This window comes from Allobosea sp. LjRoot90, assembly GCF_964254315.1.
In the GTDB taxonomy this organism is placed as follows: Bacteria; Pseudomonadota; Alphaproteobacteria; order Rhizobiales; family Beijerinckiaceae; genus Allobosea.
On sequence record NZ_CAXUTF020000002.1, the window covers coordinates 465,462 to 489,639 of the forward strand.

At 66.2% G+C, this 24,178-nt stretch carries 22 protein-coding genes; 9 read left to right on the forward strand and 13 right to left on the reverse strand.

Going from position 1 to position 24,178, the window contains the following annotated elements:
• Positions 1–23 precede the first annotated feature (23 nt).
• Both ACSQ3M_RS08910 and ACSQ3M_RS08915 read right to left on the reverse strand, forming a co-directional pair.
• Positions 24–812, reverse strand: a complete 789-nt coding sequence (locus ACSQ3M_RS08910; RefSeq protein ID WP_436149706.1) for an MOSC domain-containing protein — start codon at positions 810–812, stop codon at positions 24–26.
• A 228-nt stretch (positions 813–1,040) separates the two neighbouring features.
• A complete protein-coding gene (locus tag ACSQ3M_RS08915) occupies positions 1,041–1,349 on the reverse strand; it encodes a DUF2293 domain-containing protein (protein ID WP_436150290.1) in 309 nt (102 codons plus the stop codon).
• Between the two features lie 181 nt (positions 1,350–1,530).
• Here ACSQ3M_RS08915 and clpB point away from each other — a divergent pair, with 181 nt between their 5' ends.
• Entirely contained in the window at positions 1,531–4,152 is a 2,622-nt protein-coding gene (gene clpB, locus ACSQ3M_RS08920) for an ATP-dependent chaperone ClpB (RefSeq protein ID WP_436149707.1), read from the forward strand.
• Positions 4,153–4,413: 261 nt separating this feature from the next.
• Here clpB and ACSQ3M_RS08925 read toward each other — a convergent pair whose 3' ends face one another.
• Positions 4,414–5,622, reverse strand: a complete 1,209-nt coding sequence (locus ACSQ3M_RS08925; RefSeq protein ID WP_436149708.1) for a M20 family metallopeptidase — start codon at positions 5,620–5,622, stop codon at positions 4,414–4,416.
• A gap of 210 nt (positions 5,623–5,832) precedes the next feature.
• On the opposite strand from ACSQ3M_RS08925, the gene ACSQ3M_RS08930 reads away from it, so the two are divergent.
• On the forward strand, positions 5,833–7,299 hold the full coding sequence (locus tag ACSQ3M_RS08930) for a methyl-accepting chemotaxis protein (protein WP_436149709.1): 1,467 nt from the start codon (positions 5,833–5,835) through the stop codon (positions 7,297–7,299).
• Positions 7,300–7,335: 36 nt separating this feature from the next.
• Here the strand turns inward: ACSQ3M_RS08930 and ACSQ3M_RS08935 are convergent, their stop codons facing one another.
• Positions 7,336–8,526: a pyridoxal-phosphate-dependent aminotransferase family protein gene (locus ACSQ3M_RS08935; RefSeq protein ID WP_436149710.1), complete on the reverse strand. Its 1,191-nt coding sequence runs from the start codon at positions 8,524–8,526 to the stop codon at positions 7,336–7,338.
• A gap of 107 nt (positions 8,527–8,633) precedes the next feature.
• Positions 8,634–9,266, reverse strand: coding sequence for a LysE family translocator (locus ACSQ3M_RS08940; protein ID WP_126116210.1), 633 nt, complete (start codon positions 9,264–9,266; stop codon positions 8,634–8,636).
• A gap of 306 nt (positions 9,267–9,572) precedes the next feature.
• Between ACSQ3M_RS08940 and ACSQ3M_RS08945 the strand changes: the two genes are divergently transcribed.
• Positions 9,573–10,085 carry a GNAT family acetyltransferase gene (locus tag ACSQ3M_RS08945; protein ID WP_436149711.1) on the forward strand — a complete coding sequence of 171 codons (513 nt, stop codon included), beginning with the start codon at positions 9,573–9,575 and terminating at the stop codon, positions 10,083–10,085.
• 126 nt (positions 10,086–10,211) lie between these two features.
• On the opposite strand, the gene ACSQ3M_RS08950 is transcribed toward ACSQ3M_RS08945, so the two are convergent.
• The 3 genes from ACSQ3M_RS08950 to ACSQ3M_RS08960 form a co-directional block, all read right to left on the reverse strand.
• Positions 10,212–10,718: a DinB family protein gene (locus ACSQ3M_RS08950; protein WP_436149712.1), complete on the reverse strand. Its 507-nt coding sequence runs from the start codon at positions 10,716–10,718 to the stop codon at positions 10,212–10,214.
• Positions 10,719–10,731: 13 nt separating this feature from the next.
• Complete coding sequence (locus ACSQ3M_RS08955) at positions 10,732–11,952, reverse strand: NAD(P)/FAD-dependent oxidoreductase (protein ID WP_436149713.1); 1,221 nt, start codon at positions 11,950–11,952, stop codon at positions 10,732–10,734.
• Positions 11,953–12,024: 72 nt separating this feature from the next.
• A complete protein-coding gene (locus ACSQ3M_RS08960; RefSeq protein WP_436149714.1) occupies positions 12,025–12,939 on the reverse strand; it encodes a LysR family transcriptional regulator in 915 nt (304 codons plus the stop codon).
• Between the two features lie 181 nt (positions 12,940–13,120).
• On the opposite strand from ACSQ3M_RS08960, the gene amaB reads away from it, so the two are divergent.
• The 5 genes from amaB to ACSQ3M_RS08985 all read left to right on the forward strand — a co-directional run bounded on the left by amaB (position 13,121) and on the right by ACSQ3M_RS08985 (position 19,368).
• Positions 13,121–14,641, forward strand: a complete 1,521-nt coding sequence (amaB, locus tag ACSQ3M_RS08965) for an L-piperidine-6-carboxylate dehydrogenase (RefSeq protein WP_436149715.1) — start codon at positions 13,121–13,123, stop codon at positions 14,639–14,641.
• Positions 14,642–14,768: 127 nt separating this feature from the next.
• Complete coding sequence (locus ACSQ3M_RS08970; protein ID WP_436149716.1) at positions 14,769–15,986, forward strand: acyl-CoA dehydrogenase; 1,218 nt, start codon at positions 14,769–14,771, stop codon at positions 15,984–15,986.
• 28 nt (positions 15,987–16,014) lie between these two features.
• The gene (locus tag ACSQ3M_RS08975; RefSeq protein WP_436149717.1) at positions 16,015–16,518 is read left to right on the forward strand and encodes a hypothetical protein; all 504 of its coding nucleotides are present in this window, start codon (positions 16,015–16,017) and stop codon (positions 16,516–16,518) included.
• On the forward strand, positions 16,515–17,699 hold the full coding sequence (locus ACSQ3M_RS08980) for a CaiB/BaiF CoA transferase family protein (protein WP_436149718.1): 1,185 nt from the start codon (positions 16,515–16,517) through the stop codon (positions 17,697–17,699). The genes ACSQ3M_RS08975 and ACSQ3M_RS08980 overlap by 4 nt, the downstream gene beginning before the upstream one ends.
• Positions 17,692–19,368: a thiamine pyrophosphate-binding protein gene (locus ACSQ3M_RS08985; protein WP_436149719.1), complete on the forward strand. Its 1,677-nt coding sequence runs from the start codon at positions 17,692–17,694 to the stop codon at positions 19,366–19,368. The genes ACSQ3M_RS08980 and ACSQ3M_RS08985 overlap by 8 nt, the downstream gene beginning before the upstream one ends.
• On the opposite strand, the gene ACSQ3M_RS08990 is transcribed toward ACSQ3M_RS08985, so the two are convergent.
• Both ACSQ3M_RS08990 and ACSQ3M_RS08995 read right to left on the reverse strand, forming a co-directional pair.
• Entirely contained in the window at positions 19,353–19,910 is a 558-nt protein-coding gene (locus tag ACSQ3M_RS08990) for a cytochrome b (RefSeq protein ID WP_436149720.1), read from the reverse strand. The two genes, ACSQ3M_RS08985 and ACSQ3M_RS08990, sit on opposite strands and share 16 nt — an antisense overlap.
• A 17-nt stretch (positions 19,911–19,927) precedes the next feature.
• Entirely contained in the window at positions 19,928–20,494 is a 567-nt protein-coding gene (locus ACSQ3M_RS08995; RefSeq protein WP_436149721.1) for a YceI family protein, read from the reverse strand.
• 266 nt (positions 20,495–20,760) lie between these two features.
• Between ACSQ3M_RS08995 and ACSQ3M_RS09000 the strand changes: the two genes are divergently transcribed.
• Positions 20,761–21,264 carry a hypothetical protein gene (locus tag ACSQ3M_RS09000; RefSeq protein ID WP_436149722.1) on the forward strand — a complete coding sequence of 168 codons (504 nt, stop codon included), beginning with the start codon at positions 20,761–20,763 and terminating at the stop codon, positions 21,262–21,264.
• 46 nt (positions 21,265–21,310) lie between these two features.
• Here ACSQ3M_RS09000 and tal read toward each other — a convergent pair whose 3' ends face one another.
• From tal to ACSQ3M_RS09015, 3 genes are all read right to left on the reverse strand, one after another.
• The gene (gene tal / locus ACSQ3M_RS09005; protein WP_436149723.1) at positions 21,311–22,291 is read right to left on the reverse strand and encodes a transaldolase; all 981 of its coding nucleotides are present in this window, start codon (positions 22,289–22,291) and stop codon (positions 21,311–21,313) included.
• Positions 22,292–22,418: 127 nt separating this feature from the next.
• Entirely contained in the window at positions 22,419–23,255 is an 837-nt protein-coding gene (locus ACSQ3M_RS09010) for a carbohydrate ABC transporter permease (RefSeq protein WP_436149724.1), read from the reverse strand.
• On the reverse strand, positions 23,255–24,127 hold the full coding sequence (locus ACSQ3M_RS09015; RefSeq protein ID WP_436150291.1) for a carbohydrate ABC transporter permease: 873 nt from the start codon (positions 24,125–24,127) through the stop codon (positions 23,255–23,257). Before ACSQ3M_RS09015 ends, ACSQ3M_RS09010 begins: the two co-directional genes overlap by 1 nt.
• Between the last annotated feature and the right edge of the window lie 51 nt (positions 24,128–24,178).

Below are 24,178 nucleotides of genomic sequence, written 5' to 3' on the forward strand. Positions count from 1 at the left end.
GCCCGAAAGGGCCCTTTTTCGTTTCAGGCGACGCCGAGCACTGCCGGCTCGCTGGCCTCGACCAAGGTCAGGCGCTCGCCCTCGGCCAGTGCGCCACCGGCGATGATCCGGCAGTAGATGCCGCAATCGACGTGGCCGTAGCCCTTCATCAGCGCCTTCGGGATCTGTAGATCGCGAGCCCCTGTCACCGGGTCGACATTGGTCGCAGCGCAGCGCTCGATGCGCTTGATCACCGATAATCGCAGACCTGACGGCGCGGTGAGTTCGCGCCCCACCAGATCGAGCTCGGCCCAGGCCGGCAGATCCTCGACCATGATATTGCCGCGGAAGCGCAGCGGATCGACCGGTACGCCGAGCCGGCCCTCGAGATCGGCGATGCTGGCTAGGTTGATGATCGAGACGAAGCCCGAGCGCGAATCGGTGAAACGATAGCCATCCGGCGCCGCGAGCAGGCGCGGCTCACCGCGCAATTCCTCCGGCATGAAGGTCTTGAAGAAGCTGCCGAGCCTTTCCTGGCCCGCCGCCGCGCCGGTCGCGATCCGCGTCTCGGCGCCGTCATGGCCGATGACGAGATCGCCGCTGCCATCGTCATAACGGGTGTGCAGGCATGCCAGCGATTCATTGCGCATCAGCATCAGGTATTTGATCTTCGGTTGATGCACCGGCTCGGCCGGATCGAAACCGGAGGGGCCATTCTCGATGGCGAAGAGCCGGTCGCCGGGGAAATAGCCATCGGTCGGCAACTCGGCCCGACTCAGCCGCTCCGGTGACAGACCTTTGACCGGATAGCGATACAACGAAGCGACACGCATAGGCTCTGCCCTTCCGATTGCGAGAGCATTTCCGCGTTTCTCTGAATCGCGGAAATGCTCTAGCGCTTTGATTTGTCGCATTTTCTTCACGCGAACCGGTGCCCACTTCGCTTGAAAAATGCTCTAGGCGGCGGAACCTGCCATGCCGGGCATCACGACGCCACCACCGCAGCCATCACAGTTGATGAAAGGATTGCATCGATCCGATCAATGCGGCTGCTCTGCGCCCTACTCCACGTCCTCCTCGGCTATCGAGCGCTGGCAGCCCCAGCTCGACAGCACGTCGTCGATGGCGTCGACGACGAAGAAGCGGGCGGCATCGCGCTCATAGCCTTCGGCGAGCAGGCTGTCGTAGTCGGTATGGCTGTGCCGAACATGGCTGCCGAGCGCGAGCCAGAGCGCGGTCGGGGGCGGCAGCGACTTCATCTGGGCCCGGCCGGCGAGCGCCAGCACCGCTTCGGCGTCGAGCAGCGGAATGCCGGGCACGAGCGCCCGCAGCGCCTTGCGAATCGCCTGTTGCCGCTTGGTGCCGATCATGTCCGCAGGCTGGGCGCGGCTTTCGACAAAGGTCAACGCCAAAGCTGTACTCGCCCCCTTCCGTTGCGCGAAAGCAACACTATCTTCTGAGGCGAAGGGCTGCCCATCAGGGGGCCCTATCCCCATGAAAGGCAGCCGGCTCCGTCGCTTCGGGGCGTGACCGGCGGGCGGAGGCAACTGAATGAACATCGAGAAATATACCGACCGGGCGAAGGGTTTCCTGCAGGCGGCGCAGACGATCGCGATGCGCGAGGGCCATCAGCAGTTCACGCCCGAGCATCTGCTGAAGGCACTGCTCGACGATAGCGAAGGCATGGCTTCCGGCCTGATTGACCGGGCCGGCGGACAGTCGCGGCAGGCCAAGCAGCTGGTCGACGCAGGCCTCGCCAAGCTCCCCAAGGTGAGCGGCGCGGGCGCCAACAGCCTGCACCTGACCCCTGCGCTGGCGCGCGTCTTCGACACGGCCGAGAAGGCTGCCGACAAGGCCGGCGACTCGTTCGTCACGGTCGAGCGGCTCCTGCTCGCGCTGGCGATCGAGAAGGACAACGAGGCCGGCAAGATCCTGGCCAAGGCCGGCGTCACGCCGCAGGGTCTCAACGCCGCGATCGAGGCGATCCGCAAGGGACGCACCGCCGACTCCGCATCGGCTGAGCAGGGCTATGACGCGCTGAAGAAGTACGCACGCGATCTCACCGCTGCGGCCCGCGACGGCAAGCTCGATCCGGTCATCGGCCGCGACGAGGAAATCCGCCGCACCATCCAGGTGCTGAGCCGGCGCACCAAGAACAATCCCGTGCTGATCGGCGAGCCCGGTGTCGGCAAGACCGCCATCGCCGAGGGCCTGGCGCTGCGCATCGTCAATGGCGATGTGCCCGAGAGCCTGAAGGACAAGGAATTGCTCGCCCTCGACATGGGCTCGCTGATCGCCGGCGCGAAATATCGCGGCGAATTCGAGGAGCGGCTGAAGGCCGTGCTCTCCGAGGTCTCGGCCGCGGCGGGCGGCGTCGTGCTGTTCATCGATGAGATGCACACGCTCGTCGGCGCCGGCAAGACCGACGGCGCGATGGATGCCTCGAACCTGCTGAAGCCTGCGCTTGCCCGCGGTGAGCTGCATTGCATCGGCGCGACCACGCTCGACGAGTACCGCAAGTATGTCGAGAAGGACGCGGCGCTGGCGCGGCGCTTCCAGCCCGTCTTCATCGACGAGCCCTCGGTCGAGGACACGATCTCGATCCTGCGCGGCCTCAAGGAGAAGTACGAGCAGCATCACCGCGTCCGCATCTCCGATTCGGCGCTGGTTTCGGCGACGACACTGTCGAACCGCTACATCACCGATCGCTTCCTGCCCGACAAGGCAATCGACCTGATCGACGAGGCGTCGGCACGCCTGCGCATGCAGGTCGACTCCAAGCCCGAGGAACTCGACTCGATCGACCGCGAGATCGTCAGGCTGAAGATCGAGCAGGAGGCGCTGAAGAAGGAAAGCGATGCCGGTTCGAAGGAGCGGCTGAAGCGACTCGAATCCGAGCTTGCCGAGCTCGAGGCGCGCTCGGCCGTGATCACCGCGACCTGGAAGGCCGAGAAGGACAAGCTCGGCCAGGCGGCGGAGATCAAGACCAAGCTCGACAACGCCCGCAACGAGCTCGCCCAGGCGCAACGCAAGGGCGAGTACCAGCGCGCCGGCGAGCTCGCCTATGGCGAGATCCCGCAGCTCGAGAAGCAGCTCTCCGAGATCGAGGCCAGGGGCGATGCGCCCGGCATGGTCGAGGAGGCGGTGACGCCGGACCATGTCGCGCAGGTCGTCAGCCGCTGGACGGGCGTGCCGGTCGACAGGATGCTGGAGGGCGAGAAGGCAAAGCTCCTGCATATGGAGCAGAGCCTCGCCAACCGCGTCGTCGGCCAGGCCGAAGCGGTCGAGGCGGTATCCAAGGCGGTCAGGCGCGCCCGCGCTGGGTTGCAGGACCCGAACCGGCCGATCGGCTCGTTCATGTTTCTCGGCCCCACCGGCGTCGGCAAGACCGAGCTGACCAAGGCGCTGGCGTCGTTCCTGTTCGACGACGACACGGCGATGGTCCGGCTCGACATGTCGGAATACATGGAGAAGCACTCGGTCAGCCGGCTGATCGGCGCCCCTCCCGGCTATGTCGGCTACGAGGAAGGCGGCGCGCTGACGGAAGCAGTCCGGCGCCGGCCCTATCAGGTCGTGCTGTTCGACGAGGTCGAGAAGGCGCATCCGGACGTGTTCAACGTCCTCCTGCAGGTGCTCGACGACGGGCGCCTGACCGACGGCCAGGGCCGCACGGTCGACTTCCGCAACGTGCTGATCATCATGACCTCGAATCTCGGTTCGGAGTACCTGGTGAACCAGCCCGAAGGGCAGGACAGCGACGCCGTGCGGGACGAGGTGATGGGCGTGGTGCGCCATGCTTTCCGGCCGGAGTTCCTGAACCGGATCGACGACATCATCCTGTTCCATCGCCTGCAGCGGTCGGATATGGGCGCGATCGTCGACATCCAGATGGCGCGGCTCGCCAAGCTGCTGGTCGACCGCAAGATCGCGCTCGATCTCTCGGAAGAGGCGCGCGACTGGCTGGCGGAGAAGGGCTACGACCCGGCCTATGGCGCGCGCCCGCTGAAGCGCGTGATCCAGAAGTCGGTGCAGGACCCGCTGGCCGAATTGCTGCTCGCCGGCACGATCCGCGACGGCGAGAGCGTGCCGCTGACCGTGGGCCCGGCCGGGCTGATGCTTGGCGAGTTTCCCGCCGCGAGCGAGGGTCGGCCGGCCGGGGTTGCGCTGAACTGAACGTCTGACTGCTCAAACGGCAAAGACGAGGGCGCGGGAACCCCTCTCCCGTGTGGGAGAGGGGTAGGGGTGAGGGACCGCCCTTGAACTTAAAGGCGCTGCCAGCGTTCGGACCGAAAGAGCGGATATCGCTTGCCCCATCCTGGACCGTCAGTCCCTCACCCCTGCCCCTCTCCCACACGGGAGAGGGGTTCCCCGCGCCTTCTCTTGTTGATCCAGTGGCTTTCGGGTCTCCGCTTCAGCGACTGTCGTGTTCCAGCCTCATTCCATCCGTGCCGCCGTGCGCATCACGGCCAGGGCCAGTGTCTGCGCCGCCGGGACGATGCTCTCGACCTCGAGGAACTCGTCCGGCGTATGGGCCATGCCGCCGATCGGGCCGACGCTGCACAGGGTCGGGCAGCCCTGCGCCGCGGTGAAGCCGGAATCGGCGCAGCCGCCGGTGTATTCCGCCGTCACTGCGATGCCCAAGCCCGCCGCTGCTTCGCGATAGGTGTCGTAGAGCAGCAGCGAATCCGGCGTCTGCTCCAGCGGGTAGAACTCGCCCTTGATGATCAGCTTGGCCGAGGTGCCTTCGACCACCGGCGTCTCGACGATGGCGCGGATCGCCTCGACCAGTTCTTCGCGCTGCGTCGGCGTCTTGTAGCGCAGGTCGATCTCGCACCAGGCCGATGGAGCCACCGTGTTGACGGTCTGGCCGCCGCCGATCAGCCCGACATTGACGGTGACGCCGGCCTGAAGATCGGTCAGCCCCTGCAAACTCGGGATCTTGTGGCCGAGATCGACGATCGCCGAGACGCCCTTCTCGTAATTCGCGCCGGAATGGGCCGCCTTGCCTAGAAACTCGGCGCGCATGAAGACGCCGCCCTTGCGGCCTGATGTGATCGACTGCTTGTGGTCGCGGCTGTAGTCCGTGCCCGTCGGCAGCCGGCTCGGCTCGGCGTTGAAGACGCAGCGCGACTCGCGCGCTGCGGCCTCGATCACCGGGCGCGAGGACGGCGAGGCAATCTCCTCGTCGCTGGTGGTCAGCATCATCAGCGGCGCCTTCAGGCCGCCATTGGCGGCGAAGGCGGCGGCGACGAAGGCCTCGATGACGAGCCCCGCCTTCATGTCGGCGACCCCCGGCCCATAGGCGCGCCCGTCGCGGATAGTGAAAGGGCGACGCGTCGGCTCGCCCTCGGGGAAGACAGTGTCGCGATGGCCGAGCAGCAGGACCGGCCGCTGGTCGTTGGCGGTCGGGTTGGGCAGGTGCGCCTTGACCGCGTCGCCATAGCGGGCATCCGGCACGATCTCAACGGAGAGCCCGTTCGCTTCATGGAAGCGGGCCAGCACCTGTCCGGCCCGGTCGACACCCGCCTTGTCATAGGAGCCTGAATCGGTGTCGACCATCTCGCGCAGCAGATCGATCATCCCCTGCTTGCGCTCGCCGAGCCAGGCGAGGATGCGGGCTTCTTCCTGTGTCGTATCGGTCATGATCGGACTTCCGGCTGGTAGGACTGCCGCGAGCTTAGCCAAGCCCTTCCGGCGCCGATAGGACGAGTGCGCAAGCCCGGCAGACCTCCGACGCGGCCGCAGCGCGCATGCCGGTTAAGCGAAAATTCAGCGTAAGAAAGCAGACTATCCAAGGGGGATAGGCTTGCCAGCAGCCATCCCCGGATCGCGCGCTCACAGGCTACCGCCCGCATGCACACAGATTCGGCCGAAATCTACCTGACGCAGCTGCGGCTGCGCGTCGGCGGAGCCTTGATCCTGCTGCTCTGGCTTTTCGCGCCGGCGACGATGCTGGCCGCGCTCGCAGCCGGCAGCGTCGAGCCGCTACCGCCTTTGCTGCTCACGGTCGGGCTGGCAGCGCTCGCGACCCTGGCATGGCGGCGCGATCCGACCGGCGTGGCGACGCAGATCATCCTGTCCGTGGGCGCCGCCGGCAGCGCCCTCGCCTTCACCTTCGCGCTCAAGGGCCCGGGCTGGCATGAGGCAAGCGACGCGGTACTGCTGATCATGCTGACGCTCTCTGCCGGCTGGTGCGCCTGGCAACCGCTCGTCGCCACCACGATCCTGGCACTCGGTCATGCTCCGCTGCTCCGGATGTTCCTGTCCGGTGCCAATCTCTCCCTGCGCGACGAGGCACTGTTCGTCGCCTGCATCGTCGTCCAATTGGGCTTACTGCTCTGGATCACGCGGCAACAGGCCAGGACGCTCGCCGCGGCAGGCGACATGGCAGCGCAGGCGCGCGACGACGCCACGGCCCAGGCCGAGGAACTGCATCAGGCGCAACTGCGCGACATGGAGCGCGAGGCGGCCCGCCGCAAGGCGACGCAGAATATCGTCGCCGGCTTCAATACCCAGTTCCTCGCCACGCTCGACACCGTGCTGGACAATATCCGTGGCCTGAAGGAGCGCGCCGCTTCCCTGAACGAGATCGCCAACATCGCCAATGGCGAGGTCACCGCCGTGGCCTCGACCTCGGAGGAATCCTCGCGCAACGTCTCTGACGTCGCCACCGCGACCGAGCAGCTCTCGACCGCAATCACGGCGATCGACCGTCAGCTCGCCACCACCCAGGCGCTGGTCGCCGACATGAACGGCAACGCCCGGACCACAGCCGGTTCGGTCAGCCTGCTCGACAGGGCAGTCCAGCGTATCGACGGCATCGTCACCCTGATCCGTGGCATCGCCGAGCAGACCAATCTCCTGGCGCTCAACGCGACGATCGAGGCCGCCCGCGCCGGAGATGCTGGCAAGGGCTTCGCCGTCGTCGCCGCCGAAGTGAAGAGCCTGTCGCACCAGACCGCGATCGCGACGCAGGACATTGCCGGGCAGATCGGCGAGATCAAGCAGGCTACGGCTGCCGTGGTCGAGACCATCGCCAGGCTGACCGCCGGCATGGCCGACATGGACGAGCGGACGCTCTCGATCGCGGCCGCGCTGGAAGAACAGGGCCAGATGACGCATGTCATCAGCCGCAGCATCACCGAGGTCGCAACCGGCACCGAATATCTGGCGCAGACCACCAACAACATCCGCGGCTCGGCCAACCAGACCCATGAGGTCGCGACCGCAGTGCTCGCCTCGACCACGGCGCTCGAAGGCCAGGCCGAGGAACTCGAGACAGCAGTGCATCAGTTCCTGGAGCGCGTCTCGGCCGCCTGAGGCGGTATCCCGGCAATCCGCCTAGGCGCGCTATGCCTAGGCAGCCACCTCGCGCGCATGGGTGCCGAGATAGGCGATCGCAGCCGCAACACCACCGCTGCCATGCGGGATGCCCTTCGCCTGCAGAGCCATCTCGACCGCGCTCAGGCTGCCCAGCACCATCGGCGCGTTGACATGGCCCATATGGGCGATGCGGAAAGCCTTGCCGGAAAGATCCCCAATGGCGATGCCGAGCGTCACACCGCAGACCTGCTGTGCATAATCGGTGATCGCAGCCGGATCGCCATCGACGAGGATCGTGGTGACCGAGGGCGCACGCTGCAACGGCTCGACGACATTGTAGCTCAGCACCTGGCCCTCGGCCCATTTCGACATGGCGGCATGGGTCGCTGAAGCCAGCAGCGCGTGGCGCAGCCAGACGGCCTCGAGGCCTTCAGCGAAGATCATGTCGAGGGCGGCGCGCAGAGCGAACATCAGATGCTCGGGCGGCGTGCCGCAGTGCTTCATATAGAGCAGCGGGTTCAGGCGCGCGGTCCAGTCCCAATAGGGCGTGCGCATCGTCGCGCGCTGATGCGCGTGCAGGGCCTTCCCGTTCGCGGCGACGAAGGCGAGGCCCGGGGGCGTCATCAGGCCCTTCTGCGAGGCCGACATCGCGACATCGACGCCCCAGGCATCCATCTCGAACGGCATGCAGCCGATCGAGGCGACACCATCGACCATGTAGAGCGCCGGATGGCCGGCCGCATCGATCGCGCTGCGGATCGCCGGGATATCGTTGAGCACGCCCGAGGCGGTGTCGATCTGGACAGTCAGGACCGCCTTGATCTCATGGCCCGTGTCCCGGCGCAGGCGCTCCTCGACGGCAGCCGGATCGACCGCCGCGCGCCAGGAGCCGGCGAGCACCTCGACCTCGGCGCCCATGAACCTTGCGGTCTCGCCCCAGCCGATGGCGAAGCGGCCGCTCGCGAGCACTAGGATCTTGTCGCCGCGCGACAGGACATTGGTGAGCGCCGCCTCCCAGCCGCCATGGCCGTTGGCGGCATAGATGAAGGTCTCGCCGGTCGTGCGGAAGATCGCCTTGAGATCGCCCAGCAGGGTTTCGGTCAGGTTGACGATCGTCGTCGAGGAGAGCTCCTCGGCGGGCCGCATCATCGCCTGCAGCACACGATCGGGAACATTGGTCGGGCCCGGCATTGCGAGCAGAGCCCGGCCATTGGCGACACTCATGGAAAGCTCCTGCCTTATGCGCTGCGGCGAGCGCGTGAGCCACCAGCGGCCCGGTGGCGCGATGCACAAACCTTGCTAACCGTGCAGAAATCGTTGCTGGCGCTCGGTCAACGGCGTGCTTCGGCCGCCATACGCACGGCAAAACCCGCGAGCATCGTGGCCATCAGCCAGCGCTGCACCAGCGCCCAGAACGGACGCGTGCGCAGGAAGATGGCGATGCCACCCGCGGCGAAGGTGATCAGCGTGTTGACGCTGACGGAAACGATGATCTGGATGAAGCCGAGGATGATCGACTGCGCCAGCACACTGCCGGCAGCGGGGTCGATGAACTGCGGCAGCAGCGCCAGATAGAACATCGCGATCTTCGGGTTGAGCAGGCTGGTGAGAAAGCCCATCGCGAAGAGCTTGCGCGGCCCGTCATGCTTGAGCTCGCGGACATGGAAGGGCGAGCTGGCGCCCGGCCGAACCGCCTGCCAGGCGAGCCAGAGCAGATAGGCGGCGCCGGCGAGCCGCAGCGCGTCATAGGCGAAAGGCACCGCAAAAAGCAGCGCGGTGATGCCGAAGGCGGCGCAGACAACATAGAAGACGAAGCCGAGCGCGATGCCGCCGAGCGAGATCAGTCCGGAGGCCGGCCCCTGCGAGATCGAACGCGAGATCAGATAGATCATGTTCGGCCCGGGCGTCAGCACCATGCCGAACGCGAGCAGGATGAAAGCGATCAGGTTGGTCGTGTCGATCATGGCGCGCTCCGGCGGCTAGAGCAGGATGCGAAAAAGTGGGAACCGGTTTTTCGCAAGAATCCTGCTCTAACTTTTTGATGAGAGACGGATTCAGATTTCAGATGGAAGCGCAAAGCGATTCCATCTGAAATCTTCCGGCTCAAGGTGCAGGACCATGGCATTGCCGGCGAAACGACCGCAAGACACAGCTCATGCAGCCGCCGCATCGCCGCCATCCCAAGCCCGGCGGGTCCTGACAGGAGCTGGCGGGAACGAGTCGCCGCCTGCCGGGTTTCATGGCGCACGGTCTCCGGGGGGAGTTGCACCATGACCTTGTTCAGTCGCCTGCTCTATTCCGCCATCGCCGGCGTCCTGCTGCTCGCCGCGGTCCTGCTGATGGCGGTCGCGGTCGCGCGCACCTTCACCGGCTTCTGGACCGGGGAAGGCGCACTCGACACCATGCTCGACGGCATCGGCCTGGTGATCATCGCCGTCGCCGTCGCCGATGTCGGCAAGTTCCTGTTCGAGGAGGAGGTCATCTCCGATCGGGAGCTACGCCGCCCGGCCGAGGCGCGCGGCTCGCTGACCAAGTTCATGACCATCATCATCGTCGCGCTCAGCCTGGAATCGCTGGTGCTGATCACCAAGGCGGCGCGCGACAAGCCGGCCGATATCCTGTTCCCGGCCCTGCTGATGCTGGTCGCGGTAGCGGCACTCGTTGGCCTCGGCCTGTTCCAGAAGCTGAGCCAGCATGCGACAGCGGTAATCCCCGACGATGTCGAGGATAGCGAGGACGAAGACGAAAAACCCAGGCGCCGCAGAGCGAAGGCCGCGGGATGAGTGAAATCCGTCATGCTCGGGCTTGCCCCGAGCATCTCAGGCAGGAAAAGGCTCCAATCGGCGCCTACGCGTCACGAGATTCTCGGGTCTGCGCTTCGCTGCGCCCGAGAATGACGACGCCCCTTCTTATCCCCCGACCTCCACCAGCATCAGGTCGGTGTCGCCGGGCTTGACGCCGGCAGCGGTCAGCATGGCGTGGACCTGCCCTCGGTGGTGGGTTTGGTGGTTGAAGAAGTGCATGACGAGCAGGGCCTTGGGTTTGGTCAGCTCGCGGCGGGAGATGCCGGAGACCCAGGTCAGATCGCCGGCGAGCCAGGCCGGCGTGAGCCCGGCAGCCCAGTCGCCGATCAGTGCATCGGTCGCCCGCCGCTCGGTGACGAGCTCCTCCCAGGCCTCGATCATCCGGGGGGATTCGCTGCCCGGTCCAAGCGGCTTCGGCGTGCCGGCGAAGCGCGAGAGCCACATCCGGTCAGCCCAGAGCAGATGGCAGAAGGTGCCGTGGATCGAGCCGAAGAAGGCGCCGCGATCCTGCCGCCGCGCCTCATCGCTCAAGCTGGCGGCCGCGCCATAGAGATTCTCGTTCTGCCAGGCGTTGTAGCGCGCCATGACGGCGACATAGGCTGGATCGATCACCGGGCCGTGCTCCTCAGATGATGTTGGCCTCGCGCAGGGGACGACCAGCGACGACCCGCTCATGGCCAAGATCGGCAAGGTCGAGCGTCAGATAACGGCCATTCAGGATATGCTCGGCAAGCCCACGGCCGACCGCCGGGGATTGCTGCAGGCCATGGCCGGAAAAGCCGTTGGCGAGATAGAGGTTCGGCATGCCGACAGCCGGCCCCAGGATAGCGTTGCCATCTAGGCCGTTCATGTCATAGGGGCCGGCCCAGGCGCGGCCGGGCTTGATCGCCTCGAAGGCGGGAACGCGGTGAGCGAGCGGCGCCCAGACATACTCCTCGAAGAAGGACCAGTCGACGTCCTCGACATCGGCGTCGGTCTCGATCCATTCGCGGTCGAGCTCGGCCGGCGGCGAGGAGCCGCAGATGAACATCTGGCCGTCATTGCCGCGCTTGCCCTCGGGGCGGACATAGGCGCCAGAGGTGTCGATCAGCAGCGGGCAATTGTCGACCTCGCCCTTGCAGGTAAAGCTGTAGACATAGCGCTTCATCGACTTGACCGGGATGTCGACGCCGGCGGTGGCGGCGAGCCTCGCGCCATGCGTGCCGGAGGCGTTGACCGCGGCGGCGCAGGCGATGCGGCTGCCATCGGCCAATTCGACACCGGTGACGCGGCCGCCCTCGACGACATAGCCGACAACCTCGCCCTGGCGATATTCGACGCCGAGCGAGCGCGCTTTCTTGCGGAAGGCCTGCAGCAAAGCCCAGCCGTCGAACCAGCCTTCGCCGCTGACGCCATAGGTGCCGCAAATGAGATCCGACGTATTTAGCCAGCTGAATTTGCTGCGCAACATTTCTGCAGCATAAAGCGCGACATCGGCGCCCTCCTGCTGCTGAAGGCTTTGATTCTGCTCGAGAACCTTACGCCCCTCGTCACTGGCGACATAGAGATAGCCACCCTCATGCAGATCGATCGAGGGCACCTCGCCATCGACTGTGAGGTGCTGGCCGATGCTGCGCAAAAACGCGATACCGAAGAGCGAGACGCGGATGTTGACCGCGCTGGAGAACTGCTGGCGGATCGAGGCGGCCGAGAGTGCCGAGGCCGAGAGCCGATAGGTCGGATCCTTCTCGACGACGATGACCTTGCCCTTGAAGCCGGGATCACTGGCGAGGTGATAGGCGACGGAAGAGCCGATCGCCGCGCCCCCCACGATGACGATGTCGGCCGAGCCTGTAGCGGAAGACATGAGTGACCTGCGCAAGCGATGGTTCGTGATCTCAGCGCATGAATGACGGCTCAGCTCGCGCTTGTCGAGAGGCTAGCTCGTCTCTCCGCATTCGCCGAGCAGCCAGTCGCGGAAGGCGATCACCGCCGGCAGGCTCGCCTTGGCCTCGGGATAGACGAGGTAATAGCCCTCGGGACCGCGCACCGGCCGATCCACCGGAATGACCAGCGCGCCGGAGCGCAATTCCTCCTCGATCAGGAAGCGCGGCACGATCGCAACGCCGAGCCCCGCCACCGCCGCCTGCGCCACCATGGCGAACTGCTCGAAGCGCGGCCCCATCAGTGCCCGTTCCGGCGGCAGGCCCTGCTGCTCCAGCCAGTTGGCCCAGGCGCGCGGTCGGGTCGACTGCTGCAGCAAGGGCTGGCGCAGCAGATCAGCCGCCTCGCGGATGCCAGCACGGGCGATCAGCGCGGGCGCTGCGACCGGCACGACCTCCTCGCCCATCAAACGATGCAGGCGCGCGCCCGGCCAGACCGGATGGCCGAAATGGATGGCGGCATCGGCCTCGTCATGGGCGAAGTCGAAGGGCACGAGCTTGGTCGAGAAATTGATGGTGACACCGGGATGCGCCTCGGTGAAGCGCGGCAGGCGCGGGATCAGCCAGCGCGTGCCGAAAGTCGGCAGGATGGCGAGATGGAGCAGGCCGGCGCCGCCGCGGAAGGCCATGGCGGAGAGCGTCGCCGCGGCCAATCGCGAGAGCCCGTCGCGGACCTCGACGGCATAGGCGCCGCCGGCCGGCGTCAGGCTGACGCGCTTCTTCACCCGCTCGAACAGCTTCAGGCCGAGATTCTGCTCGAGCAGTGCGATCTGGCGGCTGACCGCGCCTTGCGTCAGGTTGAGTTCCTCGGCAGCGCGGGTGAAGCTGCCATGGCGCGCCGCCGCCTCGAAGGCGGCGAGCGCCGAGAGCGAGGGCACCGACAGGCGTCCGGGAACGATCTCCAAGTTCATGATCTCATCTCATCAAGTCGTGAGAACATATCGATTGCGGAGAGCAACCGGAAGAGGGCATTGTGCAGCCGAACTGGCAGGCTTCCGGCAAGCCGCCATCCCTGGATGGACCGGCATCCGGGTTCATTTGCGTTGCTGATGCTGCGCGATGGCCCGATGGCGGCAGGAGCATAAGCGAACGATGACGACCTCCCTTCCGAAAGACGCTCTTGCCCTGCTGAAGCGCCTCGGCGTCTCCGACAGCGCCTATGCCAGCGCCGGTCTCTCGGCCTCCTCCCCGATCACCGGCGAGACTGTCGCGACGCTGCGCGAGACCTCGCCGGCGGAAGCCGAGGCCGCGATCGGCCGGGCGCAGGCCGCCTTCCTGAACTGGCGCAAGGTTCCGGCGCCGCGGCGCGGCGAGTTCGTTCGCCTGCTCGGCGAGGAATTGCGCACGCACAAGGCCGATCTTGGCCTGCTGGTGACGCTGGAAGCCGGCAAGGTCACGTCCGAGGGCCTCGGCGAGGTCCAGGAGATGATCGACATCTGCGACTTCGCCGTTGGCCTGTCGCGCCAGCTCTACGGTCTCACCATCGCCACCGAGCGCCCGAACCATCGTATGATGGAGACATGGCACCCGCTCGGCGTCTGCGGCGTGATCTCGGCCTTCAATTTCCCGGTCGCAGTCTGGTCGTGGAACGCGGCGCTTGCCTTCGTCTGCGGCGACAGCGTCGTCTGGAAGCCGTCGGAGAAGACCCCGCTGACCGCGCTCGCCGTGCAGGCGATCACCCTGAAGACGATGAAGCGCTTCGGCCCCGAGGCGCCGATCGGCCTGTCGGAAATCCTGATCGGTGGCCGCGAGATCGGTGACATCCTGGTGCAGGATCATCGCGTTCCCATCCTCTCCGCCACCGGCTCGACCCGGATGGGCAAGGAAGTCGGCCAGAAGCTCGCCGCCCGCTTCGCCCGCGCCATCCTCGAGCTCGGCGGCAACAATGCCGCGATCGTCGCGCCCTCCGCCGATCTCGACCTCGCCTTGCGCGGCATCGCCTTTGCGGCAATGGGCACGGCCGGCCAGCGCTGCACCACGCTGCGCCGGCTGATCGTGCATGAGAGCGTCTACGACAAGCTCGTGCCGAAGCTCGCCAAGGTCTACGGCTCGGTGAAGATCGGCGATCCGCGCGAAGCCGGCGTTCTGGTCGGCCCGCTGGTCGACGAGGCCGCCTATCACGGCATGCAGAAGGCGCTGTCCGAGGCCAAGGCCGAGGGCGGCAAGGTCCATGGCGGCGGACGAGTCGATGTCGGCTCCGGCGGCTTCTATGTCCGTCCGGCCCTGGTCGAGATGCCCAGGCAATGCGGCCCGGTCGAGCGCGAGACCTTCGCGCCGATCCTTTACGTCATGAAGTACAACACGCTGGCCGAGGCGATCTCGCTGCAGAACGCGGTCGGCGCCGGCCTGTCCTCCTCGATCTTCACCCTCGACATGCGCGAGGCCGAAACCTTCGTGTCAGGCGAGGGCTCGGATTGCGGCATCGCCAACGTCAATATCGGCCCATCCGGCGCCGAGATCGGCGGGGCCTTCGGTGGTGAGAAGGAGACCGGTGGTGGCCGCGAGGCCGGCTCGGACGCCTGGAAGGCCTATATGCGCCGCGCCACGAATACGCTGAATTACGGCACCACGCTGCCGCTGGCGCAGGGCGTCAGCTTCGACGTGGATGCTTGATCGATAAGCCGTCATTCTCGGGCGAAGCGAAGCGCAGACCCGAGAATCTCGTGACCAGCCAGCTGGTTTCCGAGATGGTCGGGTCAGGCCCGACCATGACGATCAGACCAAACGGGGAGTTGAGACCATGGCCGAAGCCGCGCGCAAGACCGCCCAGAGCCACAAGCTGGCCGAGTTCAACTGGCAGGACCCCTTCCTGCTCGACGACCAGCTCAACGAGGACGAGCGCCTGATCCGCGACACCGCGCGCGACTATGCGCAGGAGAAGCTGATGCCGCGCGTGGCCGACGCCTATCTCGAGGAGAAGACCGAGCGCGGCATCTTCAACGAGATGGGCGAGCTCGGCCTGCTCGGCCTCACCGTCCCCGAAGAGTACGGCTGCGCCGGCGCCAACTACGTCTCCTACGGGCTGGTCGCCCGCGAGGTCGAGCGGGTCGACTCCGGCTATCGCTCGATGATGTCGGTGCAGTCCTCGCTGGTGATGTACCCGATCTACGCCTATGGCGACGAGAACCAGCGCAAGAAGTACCTGCCCAAGCTCGCTTCGGGCGAATGGGTCGGCTGCTTCGGCCTGACCGAGCCTGATGCCGGCTCCGACCCGGGCGGCATGAAGACCCGGGCCGAGAGGGTCGCCGACGGCTACAAGCTGACGGGATCGAAGATGTGGATCTCGAACTCGCCGATCGCCGACGTCTTCGTCATCTGGGCGAAGTCGGCCGCGCATGACAATCAGATCCGCGGCTTCATCCTCGAAAAGGGCATGAAGGGCCTGTCCGCCCCAAAGATCGGCGGCAAGCTCTCGTTGCGCGCTTCGATCACCGGCGAAGTGGTGATGGACGGCGTGATCGTGCCGGAAGAGAACCTGCTGCCGAACGTCTCCGGCCTGAAGGGCCCGTTCGGTTGCCTCAACCGCGCCCGCTACGGCATCTCCTGGGGCGCGATGGGCGCCGCCGAGGATTGCTTCCACCGCGCCCGCCAGTACGGGCTCGACCGCAAGCAGTTCAACAAGCCGCTCGCCCAGACGCAGCTCTACCAGAAGAAGCTCGCCGACATGGTGACCGAGATCACGCTCGGCCTGCAGGGTTCGCTGCGCGTCGGCCGCCTGCTCGACGCTGGTCAGATGGCGCCGGAGATGATCAGCCTCGTCAAGCGCAACAATTGCGGCAAGGCGCTCGACATCGCCCGCCAGGCCCGCGACATGCACGGCGGCAACGGCATCTCGATCGAGTACCATGTCATGCGCCATGCCGCGAACCTCGAGACGGTCAACACCTATGAGGGCACGCACGACGTCCACGCGCTGATCTTGGGCCGGGCGGTCACCGGGCTGCAGGCGTTCTTCTGATCCTACGGAAGTTGGAGCGGATCGATCGATGAAAGATGCCAGGCCCGGACACGTTTCGAGCCTGGCTGCCTGCATCGTCGCCGGCATGGCAATTGGGGCCTTCGCTGCGGATCTTCCCAAGCGGACACCAGTGCCATTCGTCGTCGATCCGTTCAACACGTTCGACGAGCAACCATTGATGATCGGCAAGCCAACGGCGTTGGACTGGCAGAGCGCTCAGGCAGCAACTCCACGATTTTCTCGGCCCGTTTATCAGTCCTTCGATTTTGTTTGCCGTCGCGATCAATCCGTGTGCCCAGCGGACGACGAGGTTCACTGCGACGTGCGCATCTTCGGCAAGCCTGCGCAGGAGAACGGCAAATCGGTGCTCTTGAGCGAGTGGGTAACCTCGCAAGGGTGCGAACGTCTCGACGATTTGCGCCCCCATAAAACGGGCATGCACAGTTCCGTTCGCTTCGATGGGCCCGGTTTTGTCACTTCAGGACCTGAGATGTTCAAAGACTTCCTTCTGCTCGGCTCGACATCCCCATGACCCCTCCCCTCGCCGGCCTGCGCGTCCTCGAACTGGCGCGCATCCTCGCAGGCCCGTGGATCGGGCAGCTTCTCGCCGATCTCGGCGCCGATGTCGTCAAGGTCGAGGCGCCGGAGGGTGACGACACCCGCAAATGGGGGCCGCCCTTCGTCGAGGGCGTCGGCGACGAGAATCTCTCGGCCGCCTATTTCCATTCCGCCAATCGCGGCAAGCGCTCGATCATGGCCGATTTCCGCACGGCGGAAGGCCAGGCGCTGGTGCATCGCCTCGCCGCTCATGCCGATGTGGTGATCGAGAACTTCAAGGTCGGCGGCCTCGTCAAATACGGGCTCGACGCTGCGTCGATGCGCAAGGCCTATCCGCGCCTGATCTATTGTTCGGTCACCGGCTTCGGCCAGGACGGCCCCTACGCGCCGCGCGCCGGCTATGACTTCCTCGTCCAGGGCATGGGTGGGCCGATGTCGGTCACCGGCGAGCCCGATGGCGCGCCGATGAAGGCAGGCTATGCCGTCGCCGATATCTATACCGGCCTCTACGCCACGACCGGCATCCTCGCAGCACTGCGCCAGCGCGATCAGACCGGCCAAGGTGCCAGCCTCGACATGGCGCTGCTCGATGCCCAGGTCGCCGTGCTCGGCAACCAGGCGATGAACTACCTGACCTCTGGCAAGGCGCCGCAGCGCCTCGGCAACGCCCATCCGAACATCGTGCCCTATGACGTCTTCCCGGTAGCGGACGGGCACATCATCATCGCCACCGGCAATGACGGGCAATGGCGCAAGCTCTGCGAGGTCGTCGGCGATGCCGGCTTTGCCAGCGAGCCCGATTATCTCGACAACCGCTCGCGCGTCGCCAACCGCGCCGCCCTGACCGCGCGCCTCAATGCGCTGACCAGCCGCTTTCTCAAGCTCGACCTGCTGGCGAAGCTGGAAGCGGTCGGCGTACCGGCCGGCCCGATCAACACGATCGAGGAGGTCTTCGCCGACCCGCAGGTCAAGGCGCGCGGCGTGCGCGTCGATCTGCCGAGCCCGGCGGCCAAGGCCGGCACGATCCCGACCATCGCCTCGCCGATCGTGCTCGACGGTATCAGACAGGTCGCGAGCCGGCCGAGCCCACGCCTCGGCGAGCACGCCGACGAGATCCTGAACGACCCGGCCTGGGGAGGGCCGCATAATGGCTGAGCGCACCGGCGGACAGATCCTCGTCGACCAACTCCTGATCCATGGCGCGACCGACGCCTTCTGCGTGCCGGGCGAGAGCTATCTTGCCGTGCTCGACGCGCTGCACGACGCCGACATGAAGGTCACCATCTGCCGGGCCGAGGGTGGCGCGGCGATGATGGCGGAGGCCGCCGGCAAGCTGACCGGCAAGCCCGGCATCTGCTTCGTGACGCGCGGCCCCGGCGCCACCAACGCCTCGCCGGGCATCCACATCGCCGACCAGGACTCGACGCCGATGATCCTGTTCGTCGGCCAGATCGAGCGCGGCATGCGCGAGCGCGAGGCCTTCCAGGAGCTCGACTACCGCGCCGTCTTCGGCACGATGACGAAATGGGCGACCGAGATCGACGATGCCGCCCGCATCCCGGAGATCATTAGCCGCGCCTTCCATGTCGCGACCGCCGGCCGGCCCGGCCCGGTGGTGATCGCACTGCCCGAGGACGTGCTGACCGACCTCGCCGACGTGCCGGACGCACTGCCCTATCAGGTCACCGAGACGCATCCCTCCCTGCTGCAGACGATCGACCTGCAGAAGCGGCTCTGGGCGGCGAAGGCGCCGATCGCGATCCTCGGCGGCTCGCGCTGGGATCCGCAGGCGATCGCGCGCTTCCAGCGCTTCGCCGAGCGCTTCGACTTGCCGGTCGCGGTCTCGTTCCGCCGGCAGATGATCTTCCCGGCGGATCACCCGAACTTCGCCGGCGATCTCGGCATCGGGCCGAACCCGAAACTGCTGAAGCGCATCCAGGACAGCGACCTCGTGCTGCTGGTCGGCGGGCGCCTTTCGGAAATGCCGAGCCAGTCCTACACGCTGTTCGGCATTCCCAATCCCGGCCGGCCGCTGGTGCATGTCCATCCCGATGCCGAAGAGCTCGGCCGCGTCTACCGGCCGGAGCTGGCGATCAACGCCTCGCCGACAGCCTTCTGCGCCGCGCTCGAGACGGTGCACCCGCCGCAGGTGATTCCGTGGGCCGGCGCAGCGGCCGAGGCGCATGAGAGCTATCTCGGCTGGAGCGAGCAGCCGGCGCCGGTGCCGGGCAAGTTCCATCCCGGCGAGATGGTGACCTGGCTGCGCCGCAACATCCCGGCCGATGCGATCATGTGCAACGGCGCCGGCAACTACGCGACCTGGGTGCATCGTTTCCACCGCTTCACCAAGTTCGCGACGCAGCTCGCGCCGACCTCGGGCTCGATGGGCTATGGCGTGCCGGCCGCGATCGGCGCCAAGCGGTTGTTCCCCGAGCGAACAGTGATCGCCTTCGCCGGCGATGGCTGCTTCCTGATGAACGGCCAGGATTTCGCGACGGCGGTGCAATATGAGCTGCCGGTCATCGTCATCGTCGTCGACAACGGCATGTACGGCACGATCCGCATGCACCAGGAGAAGCACTATCCTGGCCGCGTCTCGGCGACGATGCTGAAGAACCCCGACTTCGCCGCCTATGCCAAGGCCTTTGGCGGCCATGGCGAGCGGGTCGAGACGACCGAGGAGTTCGCGCCGGCCTTCGAGCGAGCGCTGAGCAGCGGCAAACCGGCGATCATCCACTGCCTGCTCGATCCCGAGGCGATCACCCCGGCGAAATCGCTCTCTACGATCCGTGCCGAGGCGCTGGCGTCTCAGGGCAAGGGCTGAAGGCCGAGGCCAAACCACATCCGGCGCAGCAGCCCGTCTTTCATCACGAACTGGTGCAGCAGGGCTGCGCCGGCATGGACGGCTGCGAGCACGGCCAGCGTAGCGAACAGCGCTTCGTGGAGGGCCAGCATCGCCTCGTAGACCCCCTTGCTCGGGCCGATCGGATGGGGCACGGCGATCCAGCCGAATAGCAATGTCGGAATCTGGATCGGCGCGGCCGAGACCATCAGCAAGCCGGTCAGCGGCAGCGCCAACAGGCAGAGATAGAGTCCGGCCTGGACGGCCCCCGCAGCGAGCCTCTGCCAGCCGGGCATGGCGACGGCTTGCGGTGATGGCAGCGCGAGCCGTAGCGCAAGGCGCAGCAGCGTGAGCGCTGCGATGCTCAACCCAAGGGACTTGTGCCATTGGTAGAGCGTGAAACGGCCGATGAGATCGCGCGTCTCGTCGCGCATCAGCCGCGCCAGCCAGAACTGCCCGGCGATCAGCACCAGCGCCAGCCAGTGCAGCACGATGATCAGGGGATGCCAGCGTCTGGAGCGCATCGCGAAAGTCATGTCGTTCAGCGCAGGATCTCGCCCCGGATCGCGAGATCGACCTGGTCGTCCACGACATTGACGTCGCGGCCAATGCCGAAGGCAGTCCGTGAGAACCCCGTGGTCGCGCGGAAGGGCAATGGTTCGCCAGGCCGGACCGCCGCCGGATCGCGCTCGACCATCGCGCTGACACTAACCGGCTGCGTGGTGCCCCGGATCGTCAGCCGGCCGCGGATCACCAGGCTGCGCTCATCGACGCGGGCGATCTGCTCGGACACGAAGGTCGCCGTCGGGTGGTGGCCGACATCGAGCATGCTCTCGCCCTTGACGAAGCCATCGACCAGGGCGGCACCGGTGTGGAGTGAAGCCGTTTCGATCGTCACCCTGATGCGGCTGCGCTCGGGATGGTCGAAATCGAGGGTAATGACGCCATCGACATGGTCGAAGATGCCCGAGCTCGTCGGCACGCCGAAGCGCTTCGCGACGAAGGAGACCTCGCCGGAACCCTGCCGAAGCGAGCCTGGCGGTTCTGCGGAAGCCGCCGGCGCGAGAGCCGCGGACAGGAGCAGCGCGAGGAATGAACGGATCGCCATGACAGCCCCCCGGCCTGGTTGGACGAGAGCCCACGTCTAAGCCCATGCCACAGTGCCCGCCAGAGCACGCGCGCAATCGTGTACGTCCGGCCGCGGCCGCCGGAACAAGGCCCGGGCAATGGGTGTGCAACGAGCCGATCGAACTTTCACGTCCGATCGTCGTTTAGACGATGCGGACACCTTGCATCTCGATTGCTGCGCTGAACCCCACAAGCGCCGGCAGAGCAGCAAGCAGACGAACGGGAGGTTCGGCAATGACGCGACGGATGATCCTGGCGATCGGCATGGCGAGCACTCTCGGCCTCGCCATGGCTCCGCAAGCGCAGGCTGCGGGCTTCCTCGACGATCTGACGCGGGCGATCTTCGGCAACCCGACGCCGCCAGCCGCGATCGGCGGCCCGGACGGGCCGGCCATCAAGCCAAAGCCCAGCAAGCCGCGCCCGGCCAGCACCAAGGCAGCCGAGCCCGCAGTCAAGCTCGATCCTGCCAGCGACGCCTACTGGTATCTGCGCGATCCGACGCTGCGGAAGGGTGACATCGTCGTCACCCGCAACGGCATCGTCGTCTTCGACGGGCAGAAATCTTCGGAGCACGCGAGCAGCGCGTTCACCGCGCTGGAAGACACCAAGCGGCTACCGAAGGTCCAGCAGCAAACGCTTGAAGCCGCAGCAGCGCGCGGGCGGGCTTATTTCACGCCGTCCACCACCGCTCCGGTCGTCCCTGTTCTGAACGCGAAGACGGAAAGCAACGCAACCGCACAAGCTCAATAGGTCGCGCGGCCGCCCGAGAGATCGAAGACGGCGCCGGTCGGGAGGCTCACGCCGCCTTAGCCTCGTCGAGCTTGGCGGCGACGAGCTTGCGCAGGCTGCGCAGATCCTTGACGAAGCCGCGAATGCCCTCGGCGAGCTTCTCGGTCGCCATCGGGTCCTCGTTCATGGCGAAGCGGAAGGCCTTCTCGTCGAGAACGATCCGCTTGGTGAAATCGGACCCCGACTGCGGCGAGGATGCCGGCGAGAGCCTGCGCGGCAAATTGCCGGTGGCTGCCGCCAGCTCGTCGAGCAGACCAGGGCCGATCGTCAAACGGTCGCAGCCGGCGAGCGCCTCGATCTCACCGGTGTTGCGGAAGGAGGCTCCCATGACCACGGTCTTGATCCCGAACGCCTTGTAGTAGGCGTAGATGCTCTTCACCGAGACGACGCCCGGATCGGTCTCAGCCGTATAGGGGCCGCCGCCGGCCTTGACGTGCCAGTCGAGGATGCGGCCGACGAAGGGCGAGATCAGGAAGGCCCCGGCATCCGCCGCGGCAACGGCCTGCGGCAGCGCGAAGAGCAGGGTCAGATTGCAGTCGATGCCTTCGCCCTGCAGCACGCGGGCTGCCTGGACGCCCTCCCAGGTCGAGGCGAGTTTGATCAGGATGCGCTCGCGCCCGACGCCGCGCTCTTTATACGCGGCGATAATGGCACGCGCCTTGTCGATACTGGCCTGGGTGTCGAACGACAGGTCAGCATCGACCTCGGTCGAGACGCGGCCGGGGACGATCCTGGTCAGCTCGGCGCCGAAGGTGACGGCGAGCCGGTCGCAAACCGCCTCGACCGCGCCTGAGCCACCCTGGCGCTTGCCCCAGGCAATCGCCTCCTCGACGAAGCCGGCATAGGCCGGCGTCTCCACGGCCTTCAGGATCAGCGTCGGATTCGTGGTGCAGTCGACCGGCTTCAGCCGGCGCACGGCCTCGATGTCGCCGGTGTCGGCGACGACGGTGGTCATAGCGCGGAGCTGGTCGAGCTTAGAGGCGGTCATCACGTCATCCGTAAGGGTTGTTGCGGCGTCCACCACCAATATGCGGTCTGCCGCCGGTCATTGCGAGCGAAAGCGACGCAATCCAGCCCTGCATCAGCTCCGGCTGGATCGCCTCGTCAGGCCCCTGTCAGCTCTTCACTGCGCCCGCGGTCAGGCCCGAAACCATGTTCTTGCGGAAGCCGTAATAGATCACCGCCGGCGGGATGGCGTAGACCAGCCCCGCCGCCATCAGCAGGTTCCAGGGCGCATCGTCGGCCGAGAGGAAGAGGCCAAGGCCGACCGCGAGCGGCAGCGCCTGCTCGCTGGAGAGCAGCAGGAAGGCGTAGAGATACTCGTTCCAGGCGAGCAGCAGCGCATAGATGCCGATCACCACCATGGAAGGCCGCATCAGCGGCAGATAGACCAGCCGGAAGAGCTGCAGCGAGGTCGCCCCGTCCATGATCGCGGCTTCGTCGAGCTCCTTGGGCAGCTTGTCGGAGGCCTGCTTCAGCACCCAGATGGCATAGGGCGAGGCGAGCGCGACCATGGCGAGGATCAGCGCGGCGCGGGTGTTGAGCAGGCCGAAAGTGCCCATCGCCTTGTACATGGGGATGGCGAGGAAGGCGGCCGGGATCAGATAGGTCGCGAGCGCGAAGTTCATGATGGTGCGCCCGCCCGGCGCCTTCAGCCGCGAGATGGCGAAGGCGGCGCAGGTCGCGATGAACAGTGTGATCAGCCCGGTCGAGATCGCGATCAGGAAGCTGTTGAACAGCTGCAGCCAGAAATTGTTGAGGTAGTAGTGCTGCTGGTTGAAGACGATCTGGAAATTCTGCAGCGTCGGCTTGTCCGGCCAGAGCTTGCCGGCCAGCATCGATTCCTGGTTGGAGATCGACAGCACGAAGAGATGGTAGATCGGCAGCAGGGTCCAGAGCAGGACCGGGATGGCGATGAGGATCAGCTTGCTCTCGTCTAGGACCTTTTTCATCACTCGGCTCCCTTCGACAGACGCTTCACCATGAACCAGACCATGGGCAGGATCAGCGGCATGGCGACGATGATCGACGCGATGCCGAGATCGAGATTGTTGTTGCGCATATAGCGGATACCGAGCGTCGCCAGCACATGGTTGAGATCACCGGGACCGCCGCCGGTGAGCAGATAGACGCTGTTGAAGTCGCCGAGCGTCCAGATCATCGAGAGCAGGGTCGAGGTGACATAGAGCGTCGCCAGTGAGGGCCAGGTGATGAAGCGGAACTGCTGCCATCGGTTGGCGCCGTCGACGCTCGCGGCTTCATAGAGGTCCTGCGCGATGGCGAGCCGGCCGGTGACCAGGATCAGCGTCCAGAACGGCAGAGACTTCCAGATATGGACGAGGATCGAGGAGGCGAAGGCGAGCGTCGGGTCGGTCAGCCAGCCCGGCCCTTCGACGATGCCGAACCACTGGAAGAGCTGCTGGTTGATCATGCCGTTCTCCGGGTTGAGCATGACCCGGAAGGACAGGATGGTCGGAATCGAGGGCACCGCCCAAGGCAGGATGAACAGCACGAGGACGATGCGCACCCAGGCGCGCTGCTGGACGAAGAAGCCCGAAAGGAACAGCGCGATCAGGAATTTCAGGTTCACCGCGATGAACAGGAAGACGACGGTGTTGATCACCGTCCGGAAGAAGATCGGGTCGGCGAAGAGGGCCTTGTAGGACTGCCAGTTGAGGCCGAGCCAAAGGCCGTAGGCGACCGGATAGACCACCATCACGGCGAAGACGAGGATATAGGGCGCGAGCATGATCGTGCCCCAGAGGGCGCGGTCGCGCGCCTGCCCGGAGGTCGCGTCGCTCGGCAGCGTCGTCGGGGCTGGCATCGTTGCGGCGGTCATGTTTCCTGTCTCCTCTCCACGCCCGCCGGTCGAGAC

Coding starts and splice junctions, on each gene's coding strand:
- clpB (WP_436149707.1), top strand. CDS start 1,531: ATGAACATCGAGAAATATACCGACCGGGCGAAGGGTTTCCTGCAGGCG.
- ACSQ3M_RS09015 (WP_436150291.1), bottom strand. CDS start 24,127: ATGCCAGCCCCGACGACGCTGCCGAGCGACGCGACCTCCGGGCAGGCG.
- ACSQ3M_RS08980 (WP_436149718.1), top strand. CDS start 16,515: ATGACCCCTCCCCTCGCCGGCCTGCGCGTCCTCGAACTGGCGCGCATC.
- ACSQ3M_RS08985 (WP_436149719.1), top strand. CDS start 17,692: ATGGCTGAGCGCACCGGCGGACAGATCCTCGTCGACCAACTCCTGATC.
- ACSQ3M_RS08930 (WP_436149709.1), top strand. CDS start 5,833: ATGCACACAGATTCGGCCGAAATCTACCTGACGCAGCTGCGGCTGCGC.
- ACSQ3M_RS08970 (WP_436149716.1), top strand. CDS start 14,769: ATGGCCGAAGCCGCGCGCAAGACCGCCCAGAGCCACAAGCTGGCCGAG.
- ACSQ3M_RS08960 (WP_436149714.1), bottom strand. CDS start 12,939: ATGAACTTGGAGATCGTTCCCGGACGCCTGTCGGTGCCCTCGCTCTCG.
- ACSQ3M_RS09010 (WP_436149724.1), bottom strand. CDS start 23,255: ATGAAAAAGGTCCTAGACGAGAGCAAGCTGATCCTCATCGCCATCCCG.
- ACSQ3M_RS08990 (WP_436149720.1), bottom strand. CDS start 19,910: ATGCGCTCCAGACGCTGGCATCCCCTGATCATCGTGCTGCACTGGCTG.
- ACSQ3M_RS08935 (WP_436149710.1), bottom strand. CDS start 8,526: ATGAGTGTCGCCAATGGCCGGGCTCTGCTCGCAATGCCGGGCCCGACC.
- ACSQ3M_RS08940 (WP_126116210.1), bottom strand. CDS start 9,266: ATGATCGACACGACCAACCTGATCGCTTTCATCCTGCTCGCGTTCGGC.
- ACSQ3M_RS08945 (WP_436149711.1), top strand. CDS start 9,573: ATGACCTTGTTCAGTCGCCTGCTCTATTCCGCCATCGCCGGCGTCCTG.
- amaB (WP_436149715.1), top strand. CDS start 13,121: ATGACGACCTCCCTTCCGAAAGACGCTCTTGCCCTGCTGAAGCGCCTC.
- ACSQ3M_RS08915 (WP_436150290.1), bottom strand. CDS start 1,349: ATGATCGGCACCAAGCGGCAACAGGCGATTCGCAAGGCGCTGCGGGCG.
- tal (WP_436149723.1), bottom strand. CDS start 22,291: ATGACCGCCTCTAAGCTCGACCAGCTCCGCGCTATGACCACCGTCGTC.
- ACSQ3M_RS08995 (WP_436149721.1), bottom strand. CDS start 20,494: ATGGCGATCCGTTCATTCCTCGCGCTGCTCCTGTCCGCGGCTCTCGCG.
- ACSQ3M_RS08910 (WP_436149706.1), bottom strand. CDS start 812: ATGCGTGTCGCTTCGTTGTATCGCTATCCGGTCAAAGGTCTGTCACCG.
- ACSQ3M_RS08955 (WP_436149713.1), bottom strand. CDS start 11,952: ATGTCTTCCGCTACAGGCTCGGCCGACATCGTCATCGTGGGGGGCGCG.
- ACSQ3M_RS08975 (WP_436149717.1), top strand. CDS start 16,015: ATGAAAGATGCCAGGCCCGGACACGTTTCGAGCCTGGCTGCCTGCATC.
- ACSQ3M_RS08925 (WP_436149708.1), bottom strand. CDS start 5,622: ATGACCGATACGACACAGGAAGAAGCCCGCATCCTCGCCTGGCTCGGC.
- ACSQ3M_RS09000 (WP_436149722.1), top strand. CDS start 20,761: ATGATCCTGGCGATCGGCATGGCGAGCACTCTCGGCCTCGCCATGGCT.